A 16,827-nucleotide genomic window follows, 5' to 3' on the forward strand; every position below is an offset into this window, starting at 1 on the left:
CTGGGGTCACGTTTTCGTTACGAACCCCTCGTAAGGTGGAAGACATGCAGGAACCGATCGGATCCGACGGGACCGCGCCCGGTGTCGCGCCCGGTGTCCAGGTGACGCTGTCCACGGCGTCCGTGTTCCCCCGCCGGGTGCCCTACGCCTTCGAGGCTGCCGCCGAGGCGGGGTATGACGGCATCGAGGTGATGATCTGGTCGGAGGAAGCGACCCGGAACCCGCTCACGCTCGCACGCCACGCCGCCGAGACGGGGATGCCGGTGCGCTCGCTGCACGCCCCGACGCTGCTGGTCAGCCAGCGCGTGTGGGGCCGCGCGCCAGGTCCCAAGCTGGACCGGACCGTCGAGATGGCGCAGGAGCTCGGTGCCGGCACGGTGGTGGTGCACCCTCCGTTCCGCTGGCAGTTCAAGTACGCGCGGCAGTTCGAGGAGCAGGTCGCGGCGCTCTCGGAGTCGACAGGAGTCACGATCGCCGTCGAGAACATGTACCCGTGGCGTGGCGGCGGCCGGGAGATGCAGGCGTATCTTCCCGGGTGGGATCCTGCCGATCACGGATATGACTCCGTCACGCTCGACCTCTCGCACGCGAGCGTCGCGCAGCAGGACGGTCTCGAACTGCTCGAGACGTTCGGCGACCGGCTTCACCACCTGCACCTCGCCGACGGCACCAGCAGCGCGCGGGACGAGCACCTCGTCCCGGGGCGCGGGACGATGCGCTGCGACAAGGTGCTCGCGGAACTGAGCCGGCGAGGCTGGCAGGGTGATGTCTGCCTGGAGATCTCGACGCGGGGACGGAGCGCCGTGGAACGCACGGCCGACCTCGCCGAGGCCCTGGCCTACGCCCGCGACCACCTGGGCGCCGGCGCAGGTGTCACCGTTCCGGATGTCACGAGCCGTACCTGATCGGCGACGAGAGGCACCTGAACGGTGCGGGCCGGCACCCGTATCCGAGAAGGAGAGCGGAGCCCCGACGTCGCCGCGAGCGGTCCGTCCGGCGCCTCAGATCCAGCGCTTGCCCCGGAACACCCCGAAGAGCCCCGTGCTGACCGCGGCCATGGCGACCAGTGCGCTCGGGTAGCCCCAGGCCCAGTCGAGTTCCGGCATGCCCTCGAAGTTCATGCCGTAGACGGTCCCGACCAGGGTGGGCGCGAAGAGGATCGCGGCCCAGCCGGAGATCTTCTTGACCTCCTCGCCCTGCCTCAGGCTGACCTCCGAGAGGTGCTTCATCTCCTCGTTCTGCCGCTGCGCGACGAGCGTGGAGTTCACGGTGAGGATGTCGCGGAGCGCCGCCCGGTAGGAGTCGACGCGATCGGCGGCCTCGGTGAGGTGGTCCGCGACGTCGCGCAGGTAGGCCTGCAGCTCCAGGTGGACGTCGTACTTCTCGGCGCCCTTGGCCAGCGACGCGCAGATCTTCTGCGCGGGGCGGACGGCCCGCTGGAAGTCCACGACCTCGCGGGACAGCTCGTACGTGCGCCGCGAGACCTCGGGGTCGCCGCCGAACACGTCGGACTCGATCTCGTCGATGTCGTTCTCCAGCCCTGAGACGACCGGCGCGTAGCCGTCCACGACGTCGTCGAGGATGGCGTAGAGCACGGCCTCCGGGCCGCGCGCGAGCATGTTCCGGTCCCTCTCGAGCCGCGTGCGGACGGCGCCGAGGTCCGGGGAGGCCCCGTGCCGGACCGTCACCACGAAGTCAGGTCCGACGAAGACGTGCAGTTCGCCGAACTCCACCCGTTCGGCGGCGTCGTCGTAGCGGGCCGCGTGGAGCACCACGAAGAGGGTGTCGCCGTAGCGCTCGATCTTGGGACGCTGGTGTGCCTGGATCGCGTCCTCGACCGCGAGCGGGTGCAGGTCGAACTCCTCGGCGAGCGAGTTGAGCTCGATCGCGTCGGGCCGCTCGAGACCGATCCAGGCCATGCCGCCCGGGCGGCTGCGCAGCGCGCGGAAGGTGTCGGAGAGCTTCGAGAAGGACGCGGTGCGCTCTCCGTCGTCGTAGATCGCGGCCGCGACGACGGGCGACCGGCGCGGCGTGGAGGGCATCAGCGTGCCCGGGTCCGGCGTGCTGAACGGAACGTCCGGACGACGGCGTGGGCGTGGGCGCAGTGCGTCCAGGAGAGGGCGTGAGCGGACGGGGCGTGCGGGCAGGAAGGTGGCCATGGGGTACTCCGAGGTCGTTGCGGCTTCGCCGGCGCGCCGTTCAGCGGCATGGGCGGTGCAGCACAAGAGGACAGGGGCACGGAGTTGCCGCGGCTCAACGGCTCGGGGAGGACGGCACGACACACCGATGCGGCGGACGCATCGGCGCGTTCTCGTGCGTGGGTGACCTGTGGGCCGAACCGTCAGCCGCGGCTCTGACTACTGGGGGGCTCGCTGCGGGTCATGAGCGCCACCCCCTCCAGGTCCGGGCGGCTCGTGGGCCGCCGATGAATGCGCGGGCCGCGAACTGCGAGACCGTCACGCCGGTGATTCCTGCGGGGCCAGTCTAGCCAGGGGCCATTCGGGTTCGAAACCTTTCGAGACCGCCATCACAAGGTCTTCACCCGTGCCCGGCCCCGCCCGCCTCATCCCCGCAGCGGAAGCGTGAGCGCGCCCTGCCCGCCGTCAGCGGCCGGAACCACCCGCACCGGGACACCCCAGTCCTGGCTCGCGAGATGGCAGGCCGGGAACACCTCCGGGTCCGGCTCGCCGTCCGGCCCCACCGGCACGACGTCGCAGGAGGCGGCCTTGGCGGTCACGTGCAGCACGCCCTCGGGCACGTCCGGATCGATCTCGAGGTCCCGGAACAGGTCGGTGCCGCTGCCGGCCCCGGCGCGCAACAGCTCGGGAGGGGTGGCGCTGACCCGCAGCTCGGTGGACGGCCCCCAGCGGTCGTCGAGCTTCTGGCCGGGCGCCGGCTCGAAGGGCACCTCCAGCCGCAGCCTCCCGGCGGTGACGTCGGTGGCGGGCCGCCGGGTGTGCCGTGCCCCGGAGTCCAGCACCTCGCCGACGAGATCGGCCGGGACGGGGATCCTCGTGAGGCGGTGTGCGGCGGACTCCACGACGGTCACGTGCAGTTCGTCGCCCGAGACCTGCACGAGCACGCCGGACGGCTCGGCCAGGCCGGTCGCGAGCGTGGTCACCTCACCCGGGATCCGGAATCCGCCGTACATCCCGCCCAGGCTCTCGCGATCGGCCCTCTCGGCCCCCTCGACGTCAGGGACGAAGCGGCGCAGGGCACCGTTGTAGGTGTCGGCGACGACGACGGAACCGTCCGGCAGCGCCGCCACGTCCAACGGGTGCTGGAGCCGCGCCGCGTCCGAGAACCCGTCCCGGTGACCGAAGTCGAAGAGGCCGCTCCCGACCGCGGTGACGACGGCAACCCCGGGCAGGTGGTCCGGCGTGACCTCACCGACATAGGACAGGGCTTCCGGCGAGTTCCGGAGATCGACCGGGGTGACCCGGCGCAGGGCCGAGGTCTCGGAGTCGGCGAGCCAGAGCATGCCGTCCGGCTGCCCGTCGGGGCCGATCGACTCGGCCAGGCCCGAGGGCTGCGCGAGCCACGCGGACGTGCCCGGGCCGTCCTCGAGCCCTTCGTTCATCGTCCCGGCCAGGAGCCGCGCCCGCAGACGCACCTGGCCCTCCCGTCCTTCCGTCCCGCCGAGGGAACCGACCGCCCAGAGCGTGTGGTTCCCCGCCATCGCGACGACCAGCGCGCCCAGCGCGGCCGACCACGTCACGTCCCACGGGGAGGACAGGCGGATCGAGCGGGCGTCGTAGGACGCGTCCGGATCGAACTCGCCGGTACGCTCCTCGTGGTTCTCCAGGCCACCCACCATGAACTGGCGCCCCGTCCCGGCCAGGGTGGTCACGACCCCGTCGGCCAGCCGCACGCCCCGCAGCGCGTGGTTCACCGTGTCGGCGACGACGACGTCGCAGCCGAACGCGTCGCGCGCCTCCTGCGGAAGCAGGCAGATCCCGTTGGGCTCGCTGAACCGCGCCTCACCGGGACCGCCGTCGGCCAGGCCGCGCTCGCCCGAGCCGATGCGCCGGACCAGCGTCTCGCCGTCGCCCGCGAGCTCCGCGAGGGAGTGGTGGCCCGCGTCGGCGACCAGGAGGTTGCCCGACGGCAGCGCGATCGCCTTCGCCGGGAACCGCAGCGTGCCCGACGCCGGCACCGGCGGCACGTACGGGCCGTCACCCCGGTGGAGGGTGCCCTTGGCGTCGTGCTCCTCGATCAGTTCGGCGACCAGCGCGGTGAGGGCGGACGCGTGCCCCTCCCCCGCCATCTGGGCGACGATGTACCCCTCGGGGTCGATGACGACGAGGGTCGGCCAGGCCCGCGCGGTGTACGCACCCCACGTGACGAGCTCGGGATCGTCGAGCACGGGGTGGTGCACCTCGTAGCGCTCGACGGCGGCGGCGAGCGCCTCGGGATCGGCCTCGTGCTCGAACTTGGGTGAGTGCACGCCGACGATCACCAGCTCGTCGCGGTGTGCGGCCTCCAGCTCACGCAGCTCGTCCAGGACGTGCAGGCAGTTGACGCAGCAGAACGTCCAGAAGTCGAGCACGACGATCTTGCCCCGCAGATCGGCGAGGGTGAGTTCCCGGCCTCCGGTGTTGAGCCAGCCGCGGCCGGCGAGCTCGGAGGCACGGACACGGGGCAGGCGGGTGGTCGGCGCGGTGCTCACCGAGCCATTGTCACCCGGCGCGAACGGCCCCTACGACGCGAACGCGCACGGAGACGTCCGCGATCTCCTCGGGGATCTTGTCCACCACGGCAGGGTCGACCACGTTCACCTGGAGCACCCAGCCACCGTCCGCGCCGGGGAGGTCGTCGACGGCCACCTGCTGCGCGAGGACGTTCACGCGCGCGGCTCCTGGGGCGGACACCCGTTGCAGCGCGGTCCCTCGCGGGGTGGGCCGCTCCGGGTCGACCGGACTGGTGAACTCGGGAGCAACGCCGATGCCGACCACGCCGCTGATACTCGAGACCGCTGCTCGCAGCCCCTGCTTCGCCGCGCGCGCCTCGTCGAGTGTTGCCATCGGCGCCCACCTCCAGCCCTTCGTCCTGACCCACCATTGTGCGCCTGTTGCCCGGGCATGGCCAGGGCACATCGACGGTCGATCAGAGTGGCGAAGGTCACATTTCGGACGCCACCCGGCGTCGGGACTACCGCTCGGCCGCCGCGAGCTCGACCTCCATCGTCTCGAGCACGACGTCGATCGGGTTCGCGTACGTCAGCCCCCTGCCGCCCTGGCCGCCGCTCTCAGAGCCCGCGAAGAGCAGTCCGATGGCCGCGCCGTCCTCGCGGTAGACCAGCGCCCCGGAGTCCCCTCCCCGGGAGAAGGGTCCCTCGTTCCCCTCGATCTCCACCTGGTCGTCGAAGCTCAGGGCTCCGAGGTCCTCGTAGCCGACGACGACGTCGTCCAGCTCGATCGCCGTGACCCGGCCACGGGTGACCGCCGTCGTCCGCCCGACCTTCTCCACCGTCTCGCCGCCGAGCGGACGCGCGGTGCGAGCCACCCGGCCCACCGGGTACGTGTGATCCACCTGGGAGCTGTCCAGCAGCGCGATCGCCGCGTCCGTGGCACATACCTCGCCCGCCACGAGCGTGGCCACCCTGGTCAGCTCGCCGACCCTGTCGCCGGGCATCAGGCCGCCGTCGGCCGGGCCTGGCTGCAGCACGACGTCGCCCGGGATCGCCTGTGGGCTGCCTGCCAGGACGTGGTAGTTCGACAGTGCGTACAGCTCGCCCGGCTCCTCGGGCCGCCGCACGAACGCCCCGAGCGTCCCCGCGGTCACGCCGATGTGCCCGATCGAGATCCCGGGCCGGAGCGGACGCACGTGATGTGTCTCCCCCTCGGCCTGCGACGTGGGCGCCAGCCGGCGTGGGTCGAGCTCGCTGAGCGGACGGATGCGACCGGTGCGGCGCACGTCGGCGTCGGGCCCGGCCTCGTCCGCGATCCTGCGCACGACGGCCCGCGCCTGCGGAAGTCCGAGCCGGTACCGCACGGCGATGCCGTAGCCGCCGTCGGGCCGCGGCACGAGCCCCAGGGCAAGCGTGGGAGCGCGCACGGCGTCGGCCGCCGACGGCGTCGCCTCCGGAGGCGCGTCGGCGGGCCTGGCACCTGCGCCGCCGGTGCGCACATCCGAGGGTGGGGCGGCCTGAGCGCGCGGCCGCGCGCCGGCCCGGGAGGGCGTGCCCGGCCCGTACCGCTCACCCAGCTCACGGGCGAAGTCTGCAAGCTGCTCCTTCATCTTGCGGGCCGCGAAACGCTCCATGGCACGATCCTTACCGAAGTCACCGACACTCCGAGGGACAAGTCGATGCGACACGCCGGATGGCTGGAAAAGTCACCCCAAAGATGGATAACCACGATCTTCGGATCACGATATCGTTCCTGCCCGGACGGCCGTCGGGCCGGAACACCACACCACTTCGACCGAGGTCGCGCGCCCAGATGATCGGAACGACGAGCGAGACCCGCAGCACGCGGCTCAGTCGCGACGTCGTGCTCAAGGCCCTGATGTGGGCGCTCGAGCACGACGTCGCCGCCTTCGACGAGCACCGCACGGCGAGCCGCTCCGCGACCGACGACCTGTCACGCGCCCGGGCGAACAAGCGTCTCGTGGAGCGCTACCGCACCGAGGTGACGCGCCGCTTCTGACCGGCATCGACGGAACGGGAGTCGACGGAGCAGGAGTCGACGGAACGGGAGTCGACGAAGCGGGATCAGAGGTTCGCCTCGTCGATGCCCAGGGTGTCGACCACGTCGACGGCCTCGGCGTACGCGACGTCGTTCACCCCGACCATCCGGCCGCCAGGCGTGACGCCGGCGTGCTCGGCAACTCCTTCGATCGCGGCCGGCGCGACGTTCAGCAGGGTGTCCGAGACCGCTTCGGAGAGCTCCTCGGAGACCTCGGGCGCCATCACGATGGGGTCGTCCGGGATCACGCCCGACTCCCAGATGTGCCGGTAGTCATCGGGATCGAAGCTCCCGTCGGCCAGGGCGGCGGCCAGGGTCCGCGAGTCGATCTCGGCCGCCTCCGCCGAGCCGCTCGTCAGGGCGTCGAGCGCTGCGACATGCCCGCCGGAGTACGAGATCCGCACGTCCCCCGCGGCGAGGTTCGCGTCGGCGAGAGCCTTGCGCGGCAGGATGTCACCCGACGCGGACCCCTTCGCCCCCAGCGCGAGCGTGCGCCCCGCGAGCTGCCCGGGCCTCGTGATCCCGGAGTCCGCCGCCACCCAGATCCCGGCCGAGTAGCTGGACAGGTTGCCGTTCGGCATCCCGAAGGTGGCGACGGGAGTCACCGCCATCTTCTCGGAGGCGACGGCGTAGCCGAGCGCGGAGAACTGGGCGATCTCCAGCTCGCCCGCCTCCATGGCATCGACCGTGTGCGCGTAGCTGTCGAAGATACGGACCACGACGGAGCAGTCGAGCTCCTCCGCCATGGCGTCCGCGAGCGCCGTGTACGCGCCCTCGAGGTTCGCGGAGTCCCCGGAGGGCTGGACCCCGAAGCGGATCCCCTGCTCGGGGCAGACGTTGCCGGCCGCCAGGGAGGCGGGTGTGCAGGCGCTGAGGGACGTGGCGACGAGTGCGGCGAGCGTCAGTCCGACGATCGCCCGGATCGGTGTGGTGTGGTGGACGCGGGTTGCCTTCATGGGCGAACTCCTCGCAGTGATGAGGGTCGGGTGCATCCGGCCGCTGGGTGGTGCCGTAAAGCCTCGGGGGTGGGAGACGACGGGACGTCGGGGATCAGGCCACCTCCTCCATGACCTTCGCGGCGAGCCCGAATGCGCAGGCCATGCCGGTTCCCGAGGTCACGGACACGGCCGTGACGCCGGGCATCGGCTCGGCGACGAGGAAGGGCTGCGGGGCGGAGGCATACATCGCTTCCCAGCGCTCCACGGCTCGGAGCGGGACTCCGAGCAGGGACGCTCCTTCCGTGAGGAGGAGCTCGTCGAACGCCTCGGAGCGGAACGGGGCGAGCACGGGCCCGTAGGCGTGCGTCGCGCCGAGCGTCACCGTGCCGTCGGGCAGCTGGGTGACCGTGAGGCCGAGGCCGGCGCCGAGCAGCTCGGGGCGCGTCTCGGCGAGACGGTCGCGGATGCCGGCCACCCACGGGCTCCAGGCGAACCCGTCGTGGTGGAGCATCGACGTCCCGGTCAGCACGGCGGGGCCGATCTCCCCGATCGTGCGGCGGGCCGAGCGTGCCGGTTCGACCCGGAGCATCTGCTGTCGGCAGGGCTGCGTCCCGGCGTCGCGTGCGGCGGCGGGGAAAAGGTGTCCGACGTCGTGCCCGACCGCGCAGACCACGCGTCGCGCGACGACGTCGCCACGCGACGTCCGTACGAGCGTGACGCCGCTGCCCGGCTCCAGCCCGACGACCGACGTCGACCACTCGACGCGGCACCCGGACCGGGTGTTGAGCCACGCGGCGACGGCCGCGACAGTCGTCCGCTGGTCGACACGCAGGTCCAACGGCAGGAAGGCACCACCGGTCACACCTCGTGGCGAGACGGCGGCCCGCTCGGTCACGCCCCTGCGGGTGAGCAGCTGGGCGTCGCCGTCGCGACGGGCGGCGAAGTCGTCGAGGGCGGCGAGCTCGTCGTCGGCTCGGGCGACGACGAGAGACCCTGTCTCCCGGACGGCGAACCCTGCCTCCTTCCCGAGCCGCAGCCAGCGCTCCCGCGACGCCAGGGCGTACGAGAGCGCGACCCCGTCCTGGACCGTGACGCCGAGATGACCGAAGTTGCGCACGGAGGCGCCGACCGCGCGGGCGTCGCGCTCCACGACGAGGACCGACTGGCCGCGTGAGACCGCCTCGAGGGCATGGGCAAGGCCGACGATCCCGGCGCCCACGACCACGAGGTCCACACGAGCGGGCAGCAGGGATCCACCGGAGAAGCTGGTGCGTCGGCTCACAGCCAGAGATTGCCGGACGCGGAGAGTTCGGCTCAAGATCCCTGATGTCCTGCGAAAACACCTTCGCGTACTATTCATCGGCCGTTCCGCGGCGGCCATCTGGCGACCATCTGACGTTCACCGGACAGCCATGTTCGGTGGCGCCACCACCAGCCGTTTTCTCGCTCGACGCCGTCGGCAATAGCCTTGGCCGGTGACCACCCGGCAGGACACACGGACAGCAACCTCCACGGCATCGCTCCTCGCACGCCCGAGGTGGCTGCTCGGCGCGGTGGCGGCCGCCGTGGCGGTGGCGCTGGCCGCGCTCGGGGCCGCCGGATCGTTCTCCGGAGCGTTCGCCGCGTTCCAGCAGTTCGCGGATCCGGGGGTCCTGGCCCGCTGGGGTACTCCCGCGGCCCAGACCCTGTCGAACCTGTCCGCCGCCGTCACCGCGGGTTCCCTGGTCCTCGCCGCCTTCGTGCTGCCGGCCGGGCGCGACGCCCGCCGGGCGCTCGGCATCGCCGGACTGGCCGCCGGCGTGTGGACCGTGACGGCACTCGCCGCCCTGGTGCTGGGCACCTCCTGGGCCACGTTCCTGCCGATGTCCGACCCGGCGTTCGGCACGGCGCTGTGGTCCTACCTGACGGACGGCGAAGTGGGCCGGGCCCTGCTCGGAGCTGCCCTGCTCGCGGCCCTGACCTCGACGACGGCACTCCTGGTGCGCGGCCCGAGCGGCGCGGCCGTGGCCTTGGCGCTGGTCATCGGGGCGCTCGGGCTGCAGGCCTCGACCGGGCACGCCTCCGGCGCGTCCAGTCACGACCTCGCGGTGTCCGCGATGTTCGTGCACCTCGTCGGTGCGGCGATCTGGCTGGGCGGCCTGATCGGGATCGCGCTGCTCGGTCACCGGGCCACGACCCGGGCCGCGACCGTGCGCCGCTACTCCGCGATCGCCGGCTGGTGCTTCGCCGCCGTCGCCGTCAGCGGGGTGGTCAGCGCCTGGATCCGACTCGGCTCGCTGAAGGCCCTGGACACCGACTACGGCACGCTGTTGATCACCAAGGCGGTGCTGCTGGCGACCCTGGGCGGCGCCGGCTGGCTGCACCGGAGCAACGTCGTGCGGCACCTGGAGGGTGTGGAGCGGCTCGACGGAGGATCCCGGCGCGCGGCCGGCCTGTTCTGGCGGCTCGCCGCCGTGGAGCTCCTCGTGATGGGTGCCGTGTCCGGTGTCGCGGTGGCCCTCGGCTCGACGGCGCCGCCGGTACCGGACGACCCCATCTCCGACCCGACCCCTGCCGAGCTGGTCACGGGCCACCCGCTTCCCCCCGAGCCGACGTTCACGCGCTGGGTCACCGAGTTCCAGTGGGACGTGCTGTTCGCATTCGGCTGCGCGGCGGGTGTCGTCGTGTATCTGACCTGGTACCGGCGCCTGCGCAAGCGCGGCGACCGCTGGCCCCTGGCGCGCGTCGTCTCATGGTGCTGCGGCATGGTCGCGATGTTCTGGGTGACCAACGGAGGTGCCGCCGCCTACGGTCACGTGCTGTTCAGCGGGCACATGGTGCAGCACATGGTGCTCGCGATGGTGGTGCCGCTGTTCCTGGTGCTCTCCGCACCGGTGACCCTGCTGCTGCGGGCCGTACCGCCGCGGAAGGACGGGTCCCGCGGCCCTCGCGAGTGGGTCCTGTTCTTGGTGCATTCGCGGTACGGGACGTTCATCGCCAACCCGATCGTGGCCGCCGTGCTGTTCGCGGGCGGGATGATCCTGTTCTACTTCACCCCGCTCTTCGAGTGGGCGCTGACCAGCTACGTGGGTCACGTGTGGATGTTCGTCCACTTCACGCTCGTGGGGTACCTCTTCGCCAACGCCCTGATCGGGATCGATCCGGGCCCCAGCCGGCCCACGTACCCGATGCGGCTGGTGCTCCTGTTCGCCACGATGGCGTTCCACGCGTTCTTCGGCGTGACCCTGACGACCGGCACGGCTCTGCTCGTGCCCGAGTGGTTCGGGCTGATGGGGCGCGACTGGGGGCCGTCGGCGATCGTGGACCAGCAGCGCGGCGGCGCCGTCGCCTGGGGAATCGGCGAGTTGCCCACGCTGCTGCTGGCCATCGGTGTCGCCGTGCAGTGGTCGCAGTCCGACGCGCGGGAGGCGCGCCGCAGCGACCGGGCCGCCGAACGCGACGGCGACGCCGAGCTCGAGGCCTACAACGCGATGCTGGCGCGCCGCGCGGAACGCTCACAGCGGTCGAACTGACAGGCGCACCAGGACATGCACGGCTGACGGAGACTTCTTCCAGAAATCCTCGTCCGGGCCCCATCCTTTTCCCCGGCGAGCACGTTCTACCTAGTGTGAACATGATCGCGACCACCCCCAGCGCCGCTGATGTTCTGGAGTTCGCCGGCACCGACGTGCCCTGCGCGGACGAGCCCGACCTGTGGTTCTCCGAGCACCCGACCGAGCTCGAGTCAGCCAAGCGGCAGTGTCTGGCCTGTCCACTCGCCCAGCAGTGCCTTGAGGGAGCCATCTCCCGCCGGGAGCCATGGGGCGTGTGGGGCGGGCAGATCGTCGTCGACGGCGTCATCCGTCGGCGCAAGAACCGCCGCGGACGCCCGCGCCTGCAGAACTTCGCGGCCTGACCCTCACCGACGCCGCCGCCGGGGCCCTGCCCCGGACATGGCTTCGGCGGTTCTTCCCGCACCGGCGCAGCGGCATCCGCGGTGCGGGGCCGGGCGGGCGCAGGGGCCCACCCGGACCCGGAAATGCCACAGCGGCCGGAGCAATGGCTACCAGCCGCTGCCCCGGCCGCCGTGGCGACCTGTCGCTACCTGCCCCAGACCAGCCCTCGGGCCGGGTCCTGCAGCACGGCGGCGACATCGGCCAGGAACTTCGCGCCCAGCTCACCGTCCACGAGACGGTGGTCGATGCTCAGCGAGAGCTGCGTCACCCAGCGCACGGCGAGCTCGCCGTCGTGCACCCACGGCTGCTGACGGATCGCGCCGAACGCGAGGATCCCTGCCTCGCCCGGGTTGAGGATCGGCGTCCCGGTGTCGATGCCGAACACACCCACGTTCGTGATCGTGAACGTGCCACCCGTCATCGCTGACGGCTGTGTGCGCCCGTCCCGGGCGGTGGCGGTCAGGTCGGCGATCGCGGTGGCGAGCTCCAGCAGGTCGAGCCGGTGCGCGTCCTTGATGTTCGGCACCACGAGGCCCCGGGGAGTCGCCGCAGCGATACCCAGGTTCGCGTAGTGCTTGTAGACGATCTCCTGGGCCGCCTCGTCCCAGCTCGCGTTGATCTGCGGGTGCCGGCGGATCGCCAGCAGCACCGCCTTCGCAGCGATGAGCAGCGGAGTCACCTTGACCTCGGAGAAGTCGCGGTCCTTCTTGAGGTTCTCGACCAGCTCCATCGTCCGGGTCACGTCCAGCGTGTGGAAGACGGTCACGTGCGGAGCGGTGAACGCGCTGGCCACCATGGCCTCGGCCGTCCGCTTGCGCACCGACTTCACGGGGACGCGCGTCTCACGCCCGTCCACGCTGACAGCACCGGACTCGAGCCACGGCTCGGTGTCGCCCGCGTACGTCGCCAGCGGCTTCGGCTGCGCCGCCGCCTGGTGCGCGAGCACGTCCTCACGGGTGACGATCCCGCCCGGACCGGAGGCGTGCACGCCCGCCAGGTCGATGCCCAGGTCCTTGGCCAGCTTGCGGACCGGAGGCTTCGCCAGCACGCGGGTGTTGGTCCCCGGAGCCGGAACACTCACGACGCCACCGGTGGGAGCCGGGGCAGGCGCCGGAGCAGGCGGCGCCTGCGCGGCCCGGACCGGAGCGGACGGCGCGGGAGCGGACGGCGCGGGAGCGGACGGCGAGGGAGCGGACGGCGAGGGAGCGGACGGCGAGGGAGCGGACGTGGCGGAACGACCGTCCTGGTAGCGCCGGCGCCGGCCACTTGCCTTCGCCTCCTGGGTCCCGTACCCGACAAGCACCGATCCGGAGGCCTCCGAGTCGGACGAGTCGGACAAGCCGGCGGAGTCGGCCGCGGGGACGTCCGACCCCGGACCGCCGTCGGATGCGGCAGCGCCACCGACGGTGATCTCGATGATCGGTGTCCCGACCTCGACGGTGGTGCCGGGCTCCACGAGGAGTCCGGCGACCGTGCCGCTCCACGGCGAAGGAAGCTCGACCAGCGACTTGGCGGTCTCGATCTCGACGATCGTCTGGTTCACCTGGACCGGATCGCCGGGTTTGACCCGCCACTCGACGATCTCGGCCTCGGTCAGCCCCTCCCCGACGTCGGGCAGGGGGAAACTCTGGTTTGCCACGGTACCTCCGGTTCAGTGCGCGAAGGCGCGGTCGACGGCGTCGAGGATGCGATCGACGCTCGGCAGGTAGTCGTGCTCGAGCTTGGCGATCGGGTACTGCATGTGGAAACCGCCCACGCGCAGCACGGGAGCCTCGAGCGCGTAGAAGCACTCCTCCGTGACGCGCGCGGCGATCTCCGCACCCACCCCGTAGAAGACGGGTGCCTCGTGGATCACGACGCAGCGTCCGGTCTTGCGCACGCTCTCCACCAGGGTCCCGGTGTCGAGCGGCGACAGGGCGCGCAGGTCGACCACTTCGGCGGAGCGTCCCTCGGCGGCGAGCGCCTCGGCGGACTTCATCGCGGTGGCCACGGTGGGCCCGTACGCCACGAGCGTGATGTCGGTCCCGGCGCGTGCGATGCGAGCCTTGTTGAGCGTGTCGGATCCGACGGGCGCTCCGAGGTCGACGTCGCCCTTGGACCAGTAGCGCCCCTTGGGCTCGAAGAAGATCACGGGATCCGGGCAGGCGATGGCTTCCTGGATCATCGTGTAGGCGTCCTGCGGCGTGGCCGGGGTGGCGACGCGGAGGCCCGCGGTGTGGGTGAACAGCACCTCGGGGCTCTCGCTGTGGTGCTCGACCGCACCGATGCCCCCGCCGTAGGGGATCCGTACGACGACGGGCACCTGGATCTTGCCGCGGGTGCGGTTGAACATCTTGGACAGCTGGGTGGTGATCTGGTCGTAGGCGGGGAAGACGAACCCGTCGAACTGGATCTCGCAGACGGGCCGGTAGCCCCGCATCGCCATGCCGATGGCCGTGCCCAGGATGCCGGACTCCGCGAGCGGGGTGTCGACGACGCGCTGTTCGCCGAACTCGGCCTGCAGACCGTCGGTCACGCGGAAGACTCCGCCGAGAGGCCCGATGTCCTCACCCATGAGCACGACCTTGTCGTCGTGGCGCATGGCCGCTCGCAGGCCTTCGTTGACGGCCTTTGCCAGGGTGAGGGTCTCGGTGCGTGGCTCGGTGGCCTGCATCGTGGCCGGGTCGGTCATGGTGCGCTCCATCGTGGCGGTCATCGGGTCCCTCCCTGCTGCGCGACGGCGGTCTGCGAGGCGGCGCCGGCCGGTGCCGACGTCGCGTAGGTGGCGTCGGTGGGCTCGCCTGCCTCGTAGGCCTCGAACCAGGCGCGGTCCTCGGAGACGATCGAGTGCTCGGTGGCGTAGACGGTCTCGAACATCTGGGTCTTGGTGGCCGGTTCCAGCTTGCGGGTGCGCTCGCGCAGCCGCTCGCCGAGCGCGTCGGCCTCGGCCCGGAGCTCGGCCTCGAAGTCGCCGTCGATCGCGCCCTCGTTCTCCAGGAGGATGCGCAGGCGGTCGATCGGGTCGCGCTTGCGCCAGATCTCCTCCTGCTCCGTGGTGCGGTAGCGCGTGGGGTCGTCCGACGTGGTGTGGGCGCCCATGCGGTAGGTGAAGGCCTCGATGAAGGTGGGGCCACCACCGGAGCGGGCGCGTTCGAGCGCTTCCTGGGTCGCGGCGTAGCAGGCGAGCACGTCGTTGCCGTCGACGCGGAGGCTCGGGATGCCGAAGCCCTCACCGCGCTTGTAGAGCGGTGTGCGTGTCTGGCGGGTGGTGGGCTCGGAGATCGCCCACTGGTTGTTCTGGCAGAAGAAGACCACGGGCGCCTGGTTCACGGCCGCGAAGACCAGGCCCTCGTTGACGTCTCCCTGGGAGGTGGCGCCGTCACCGAAGTAGGTGACGACCGCGGTGTCCTTGGCCGGGTCGCCGGTCCCGACGAGACCGTCGCGCTGGACACCCATGGCGTAGCCGGCGGCGTGCAGTGCCTGCGAGCCGATGACCACCGTGTACACCTGTGCGTTGTACTCGAGGGGGTTCCAGCCTCCGTGGTCGGTGCCCCGGTAGAACTCGAGCCGGTCCACGGGGTCGACCCCGCGGACCTGCAGGACTCCGTGTTCCCGGTACGAGGGGAAGACGAAGTCCTGCGGGGCCAGTGCGTACGCGTTCCCCACCTGGGCGGCCTCCTGGCCGCGGGACGGGGCGTAGAGGCCCAGTTCTCCCTGCCGCTGCAGGGATGTCGCTTCGTCGTCGAAGCGGCGGGTCAGCACCATGTCGCGGTACATCCCACGCAGCTGCTCCGGCTTGAGGCCTGCGATCCGCTTCCGGTACGCGGAGTTGCCGCGGCCGGTGACTCGTGCGCCCTCGGGTGTGAGGAGCTGCAAGAGCGGGACCTTGTCCTCGCCAATGTCGCTGTTCACGATCTCTCCTTCGCTGCGGGCCGTAACCTACGTTCACGTAGCTTACGCAAGCGTAGGTTAGGGCCCACCGTGTCCGGCAGCCGCCGTGTCAGCCAAGGCTTGAGTCGTGCATTTGGAGGGTTCCCCCAAACGACTCCGGCCCGCTGGCGACGACGGTGTCGCCGGGAGATGGCATCTTTCCCGTTCAGACTGTCACCCTCCGCCCGCAAAGGAAAGTGAAGTCGCCCGGGACCGAAAGATCTTCGGGGTCTCACCCGAGATCCGTGCGGCCGAGACCGCGTTCAGCGCCAGGCGGCGGCAACCTTCAGGAAGGCGTCGTTGGCCTCCGGCTCACCGATCGAGACGCGAATGCCGTCACCCGCGAACGGGCGGACGAGGATGCCTGCCTCCGTCGCCTCCCTGGCACGGTCGGTGGTGGCATCGCCCAGGCCGAACCAGACGAAGTTCGCCTGGGTCTCGGGCAGCTCCCATCCCTGGTCGCGCAGCGCCTCCACGACCCGGTTCCGCTCGGCGACCAGCGCGTCGACCCGCTCCATGAGCTCGGCCTGTGCACCCGGGGCGAGCGAGGCGAGCGCTGCCTGCTGCGCGATCCCGGACACACCGAACGGCGTGGACGCGGAGCGGATCCCGGACGCGAGCTCGGTGGGTGCGAGGGCGTAGCCGACACGCAGCCCGGCAAGCCCGTAGGCCTTGGAGAACGTGCGGAGCACGACGACGTTCGGGTGCGCGCGCAGCAGCGCCACGGCGTCGGGAACCTCGGGGTCACGCACGAACTCCAGGTACGCCTCGTCGATGACGACGAGAACCTCGCGCGGGACCTCGGCCAGGAAGGTGGCCAGCTCACCGGCGTGGACGGCGGGACCGGTCGGGTTGTTGGGAGTGCACACCAGCACCACCTTGGTCCGAGGCGTGACCGCGGCAGCCATGGCAGGCAGGTCGTGTCGGCCGTCCGCGGTGACCGGCACCGTGACCGACGTCGCGCCGGCGACCGCCGCATAGATCGGGTAGGCCTCGAAGGACCGCCACGCATACATGACCTCGTCGCCGGGCTCGACGACGGTCTGCAGCACGTGGCCGAGCACAGAGACCGACCCTGTGCCCACCACGACGTTGGCCGGTGCCAGCCCGACGTGATCCGCGATCGCTCCCACGAGTTCCGTGGCGTACATGTCGGGATAGCGGTTGACCTCACCGGAAGCGCGAGCGATCACCTCACGCACGGACTCCAGCGGCGGGTAGGGATTCTCGTTGGAGGACAGCTTCCAGGCGCCGGACCCGGGCGCCACACGGGCACCTGGCACGTAAGCGGGCAGCGCGGCGACGGCGGCGCGCAGCGGGACCGTGGTGTTCTCGGGGGTGGTGTTCACGCGATTC

14 protein-coding genes are annotated in these 16,827 nt (G+C 71.5%); 4 read left to right on the top strand and 10 right to left on the bottom strand.

The genetic code is table 11. The features are described from left to right. Positions 1 to 44 precede the first annotated feature (44 nt). Positions 45 to 905, top strand: a complete 861-nt coding sequence (locus HGK34_RS07170; RefSeq protein ID WP_201845898.1) for a sugar phosphate isomerase/epimerase family protein — start codon at positions 45 to 47, stop codon at positions 903 to 905. Positions 906 to 1,001: 96 nt separating this feature from the next. On the opposite strand, the gene HGK34_RS07175 is transcribed toward HGK34_RS07170, so the two are convergent. The 4 genes from HGK34_RS07175 to HGK34_RS07190 form a co-directional block, all read right to left on the bottom strand. Next, the gene (locus HGK34_RS07175) at positions 1,002 to 2,159 is read right to left on the bottom strand and encodes a magnesium and cobalt transport protein CorA (RefSeq protein WP_201845899.1); all 1,158 of its coding nucleotides are present in this window, start codon (positions 2,157 to 2,159) and stop codon (positions 1,002 to 1,004) included. Between the two features lie 404 nt (positions 2,160 to 2,563). Further along, positions 2,564 to 4,669 (bottom strand): thioredoxin-like domain-containing protein, encoded by a 2,106-nt coding sequence (locus HGK34_RS07180; RefSeq protein ID WP_201845900.1) that lies wholly within the window; start codon positions 4,667 to 4,669, stop codon positions 2,564 to 2,566. A gap of 10 nt (positions 4,670 to 4,679) precedes the next feature. After that, on the bottom strand, positions 4,680 to 5,024 hold the full coding sequence (locus HGK34_RS07185) for a hypothetical protein (RefSeq protein WP_201845901.1): 345 nt from the start codon (positions 5,022 to 5,024) through the stop codon (positions 4,680 to 4,682). 127 nt (positions 5,025 to 5,151) lie between these two features. Beyond that, complete coding sequence (locus tag HGK34_RS07190; RefSeq protein ID WP_201845902.1) at positions 5,152 to 6,264, bottom strand: chymotrypsin family serine protease; 1,113 nt, start codon at positions 6,262 to 6,264, stop codon at positions 5,152 to 5,154. 179 nt (positions 6,265 to 6,443) lie between these two features. On the opposite strand from HGK34_RS07190, the gene HGK34_RS07195 reads away from it, so the two are divergent. Then, positions 6,444 to 6,650, top strand: a complete 207-nt coding sequence (locus HGK34_RS07195; RefSeq protein ID WP_201845903.1) for a hypothetical protein — start codon at positions 6,444 to 6,446, stop codon at positions 6,648 to 6,650. Positions 6,651 to 6,715: 65 nt separating this feature from the next. Here HGK34_RS07195 and phnD read toward each other — a convergent pair whose 3' ends face one another. Both phnD and HGK34_RS07205 read right to left on the bottom strand, forming a co-directional pair. After that, on the bottom strand, positions 6,716 to 7,645 hold the full coding sequence (phnD, locus tag HGK34_RS07200; protein WP_201845904.1) for a phosphate/phosphite/phosphonate ABC transporter substrate-binding protein: 930 nt from the start codon (positions 7,643 to 7,645) through the stop codon (positions 6,716 to 6,718). 94 nt (positions 7,646 to 7,739) lie between these two features. Then, positions 7,740 to 8,909: a TIGR03364 family FAD-dependent oxidoreductase gene (locus tag HGK34_RS07205; protein WP_307815837.1), complete on the bottom strand. Its 1,170-nt coding sequence runs from the start codon at positions 8,907 to 8,909 to the stop codon at positions 7,740 to 7,742. 193 nt (positions 8,910 to 9,102) lie between these two features. Between HGK34_RS07205 and HGK34_RS07210 the strand changes: the two genes are divergently transcribed. Next, positions 9,103 to 11,139: a bifunctional copper resistance protein CopD/cytochrome c oxidase assembly protein gene (locus HGK34_RS07210; protein ID WP_307815838.1), complete on the top strand. Its 2,037-nt coding sequence runs from the start codon at positions 9,103 to 9,105 to the stop codon at positions 11,137 to 11,139. 101 nt (positions 11,140 to 11,240) lie between these two features. Then, a complete protein-coding gene (locus tag HGK34_RS07215) occupies positions 11,241 to 11,522 on the top strand; it encodes a WhiB family transcriptional regulator (RefSeq protein WP_201845906.1) in 282 nt (93 codons plus the stop codon). A gap of 185 nt (positions 11,523 to 11,707) precedes the next feature. On the opposite strand, the gene HGK34_RS07220 is transcribed toward HGK34_RS07215, so the two are convergent. From HGK34_RS07220 to hisC, 4 genes are all read right to left on the bottom strand, one after another. Next, positions 11,708 to 13,201 carry a dihydrolipoamide acetyltransferase family protein gene (locus HGK34_RS07220; protein ID WP_201845907.1) on the bottom strand — a complete coding sequence of 498 codons (1,494 nt, stop codon included), beginning with the start codon at positions 13,199 to 13,201 and terminating at the stop codon, positions 11,708 to 11,710. 12 nt (positions 13,202 to 13,213) lie between these two features. Beyond that, positions 13,214 to 14,257: an alpha-ketoacid dehydrogenase subunit beta gene (locus HGK34_RS07225; RefSeq protein WP_372433085.1), complete on the bottom strand. Its 1,044-nt coding sequence runs from the start codon at positions 14,255 to 14,257 to the stop codon at positions 13,214 to 13,216. After that, complete coding sequence (gene pdhA / locus HGK34_RS07230; RefSeq protein WP_307815839.1) at positions 14,254 to 15,453, bottom strand: pyruvate dehydrogenase (acetyl-transferring) E1 component subunit alpha; 1,200 nt, start codon at positions 15,451 to 15,453, stop codon at positions 14,254 to 14,256. Before pdhA ends, HGK34_RS07225 begins: the two co-directional genes overlap by 4 nt. 281 nt (positions 15,454 to 15,734) lie before the next feature. After that, positions 15,735 to 16,820, bottom strand: coding sequence for a histidinol-phosphate transaminase (gene hisC, locus HGK34_RS07235; protein ID WP_201845908.1), 1,086 nt, complete (start codon positions 16,818 to 16,820; stop codon positions 15,735 to 15,737). Positions 16,821 to 16,827: the final 7 nt, after the last annotated feature.

The sequence above is a fragment of the Myceligenerans indicum genome, assembly GCF_016742955.1.
Classification (GTDB): domain Bacteria; phylum Actinomycetota; class Actinomycetes; order Actinomycetales; family Cellulomonadaceae; genus Myceligenerans; species Myceligenerans indicum.